Genomic DNA, 2,700 nt, shown 5'->3' with positions numbered 1-2,700 from the left:
CCGCCGTCGTCGGCGGGGCAGCGCCCCAGGGCCAGGCGGCGCCGCTGCTGGCTGGCCTGCAGTTGCTCCACGCCCAGCCGGCCGCTGGCCACGGCCGCCACTATGGCGTCGATCGCCCCGTCGGCGTCCCCCGGCATCAGCACCAGGTCCGCCCCCGCCTCCAGGGCCAGCACCGCGGCCTCCGAGGGGCCGTAGCGGCCGGCGATCGCCTCCATCACCAGGGCGTCGGTGACGACCAGCCCCTCGAAACCGAGCTCCTGGCGCAGCAGTCCCGTGAGCACCGCCCGCGACAGGGTGGCCGGATGGTCGGGGTCGATGGCCGGCAGCAGCAGGTGGGCGGTCATCACCGCCGCCACCCCCGCCGCGAAGGCCTCCCGGAAGGGCGGCAGCTCCACCGCCTCCAGGCGCCCGCGGTTGTGGGGGATCAGGGGCAGCTCCAGGTGGGAGTCGCTGGCGGTGTCGCCGTGGCCGGGGAAGTGCTTGGCGCAGGCGAGCACGCCTTCGGCCTGGACGCCGCGGCAGAAGGCGGCCGCCAGGGCCCCGGCCGTGGCCGGGTCCTCCCCCCAGGCCCGCACGTTGATCACCGGGTTGGCCGGGTTGTTGTTGACATCGCAGACCGGGGCGAGCACCCAGTTGAGCCCCAGCTGGCGGGCCTCCCGGCCCGTGCAGGCCCCGTAGCGCCGGGCCAGATCGATGGCCAGGGCGGGATCCTCGGCATGGATCCGGGCCAGGGCCAGGGGCGGCACCAGCCAGCTGGCCCCCTCGAAGCGCTGGCCCACGCCCTCCTCCACATCGGCGCAGAGCAGCAGCGGGGCGCCGGCCCAGGCCTCCAGCTGGCGGGTGCGCAGCCGCAGTTCGGCGGCGCTGCCCCCCAGCAGGATCACCCCGCCCACCCCGCGCTGCAGCAGGCGCCGCAGGCTGCCGTTGTCCAGCTCCCAGCGGGGGTAGCGCCGCTGGCCATCGGCCGGATGGCCGCTGCAGCGCACCACCAGCAGTTCGGCGGCCAGCCGATCCAGTGCCTGGGGCGAGAGGGGGGGCTGGGGCGGATCGGGGAGCTCAGCCATGGGCGGAATCAGCTGTCGCTGCCGGGGTCAGCCGCCGGATCCACTTCGCCCGCTTCTGCCAGCGGCTCCTCCCGCTCACGCCGCTCGGTCTCCAGGCGCTGCAGCAGTCCCAGCACCGTGTTGCCCTTCTCCAGACCCCGGTCGAGGACGAACACCACCTCCGGCGTGCGGCGCATCTTGAGGCGCCGGCCCAGCTCCCCTTTCACATAGGCGGACGCCGCCTGCAGGCCAGCCATCGCCACCTCGCGATCCTCCGCGCTGCCGAAGATGCTCACGAAGATCCGGCAGTGCTGCAGGTCGCCGGCCACCTCCACGTTGGTGACGCTGACCATGCCGTGGTGGACCCGTTCGTCCTTGATGCCGCTCATCAGCAGCTCGCTCACTTCACGGCGGATCAGGGCCGCCACCCGTTCCACCCGTCGGCTCTGTGCCATGACTAAGCCAGCGGTGCCGACTGCACCATGGCACGCAGCACCAGGGTGAGGCTGACCAGACCGCTGACCAGGGCGCCCACCAGGGCCACCGCCGTGACCGGGTTGCTGCGGCGGCGGGCCAACGGCTCGAACACCGAGTTGAACACCCCCAGGCTGAAGGCGATCAGATAGCGCGGGTAGCGCGTCACATTGACGAAGAAGTCCTTCATGGCCTCGGCGACGGTCCTGGACGGATGCTGGCTACTCTGCCGCCCGGGGCCACGCCCAGCCGGCCCGGAGGGTCCATGGAGCTGCATCAGTTCAGACATTCCGCCTTCTGCGAGAAGGTGCGGCTGCTCCTGGCCCGCAAGGGACTCGAGGCCACCATCGTCGAGGTGACCCCCGGTCTGGGGCAGCTGGAGCTGTTCCGTCTCTCCGGGCAGCGGCAAGTGCCGGTGCTGGTCGATGGCGGTGAGGTGATCGCCGATTCCACCGCCATCGCCCTGCACCTGGAGGCCAGCCACCCGGAGCCGCCCCTGCTGCCGGCCGATCCGGTCGCCCGCGCCCGGGTGCTGCTGCTGGAGGACTGGGCCGACACCGCCCTGGCCCGGGGCGCCCGCCTGGCCCTGCTCCAGGCCGCGGCCAGCGATCCGGTGCTGCGCGCCGCCCTGCTGCCCGAGGTCACCCCCGCCCCCCTGCGGGATCTGGTGGGGGCCCTGCCCGGCGGTCTGATCGGCCCCGCCACAGAAGCGATGCGTGACCTGCTCGGGCCCTGTGAGGTGCGGCAACTGCACCGCAGCCTCGAGCAGCTCGCCCTGCTGGTCAGCGAGCGCCCCTATCTGGAGGGCGATGGCCTCACCCTGGCCGACATCGCCGTGGCAGCCCAGCTCTACCTGCTCAGGTTCCCCGCCGGCGCCGGTGCCCCCCTGGCCGGGCGCGGGGTCGACGGCATCGCCGACAACCCCGTGCTGGAACCCCTGTTCGCCTGGCGTGACCAGGTGTATGCGGCGGTGGGTCGGGACTGAGGCACCCCGCCGGGGCAGGAGCTCCACCCGCCAGAGTGGGGACCGCCGTTGTTCTGGCCGTGTCCGATCCGCTGCTGCGGGAGCTCGACCATTACGTGGTGCTGGAGCCCGGCAAGGGCGAAAGCATCCTCAGCGCCGCCGAGACGCTTCATTGGCTGGCCGGCCACCTGGCGGCCCTGGCCGAGCCCCCGGCCGACC

5 protein-coding genes are annotated in these 2,700 nt (G+C 73.3%); 2 read left to right on the top strand and 3 right to left on the bottom strand.

Going from position 1 to position 2,700, the window contains the following annotated elements; genetic code table 11:
• From VB737_RS16180 to VB737_RS16170, 3 genes are all read right to left on the bottom strand, one after another.
• The coding region (locus tag VB737_RS16180; RefSeq protein WP_500314466.1) for a glycoside hydrolase family 3 N-terminal domain-containing protein at positions 1-1,064 on the bottom strand (1,064 nt) is incomplete at its 3' end.
• 8 nt (positions 1,065-1,072) lie between these two features.
• A complete protein-coding gene (gene rbfA, locus VB737_RS16175; protein ID WP_500314465.1) occupies positions 1,073-1,498 on the bottom strand; it encodes a 30S ribosome-binding factor RbfA in 426 nt (141 codons plus the stop codon).
• A gap of 2 nt (positions 1,499-1,500) precedes the next feature.
• Positions 1,501-1,707: a DUF751 family protein gene (locus tag VB737_RS16170; RefSeq protein ID WP_500314464.1), complete on the bottom strand. Its 207-nt coding sequence runs from the start codon at positions 1,705-1,707 to the stop codon at positions 1,501-1,503.
• A 75-nt stretch (positions 1,708-1,782) separates the two neighbouring features.
• Here VB737_RS16170 and VB737_RS16165 point away from each other — a divergent pair, with 75 nt between their 5' ends.
• Both VB737_RS16165 and VB737_RS16160 read left to right on the top strand, forming a co-directional pair.
• Positions 1,783-2,502 carry a glutathione S-transferase family protein gene (locus tag VB737_RS16165; protein ID WP_500314462.1) on the top strand — a complete coding sequence of 240 codons (720 nt, stop codon included), beginning with the start codon at positions 1,783-1,785 and terminating at the stop codon, positions 2,500-2,502.
• A 35-nt stretch (positions 2,503-2,537) separates the two neighbouring features.
• On the top strand, positions 2,538-2,700 hold a 163-nt coding region (locus tag VB737_RS16160; protein ID WP_500314468.1), incomplete at its 3' end, for a CRR7 family NDH-1 assembly protein.

The sequence above is a fragment of the Synechococcus sp. BA-120 BA3 genome (assembly GCF_034931285.1).
Classification (GTDB): Bacteria; Cyanobacteriota; Cyanobacteriia; order PCC-6307; family Cyanobiaceae; genus Cyanobium.
Note: the sequence above shows the minus strand (reverse complement) of the source record. Positions and strands in the feature narration are given on the sequence as shown.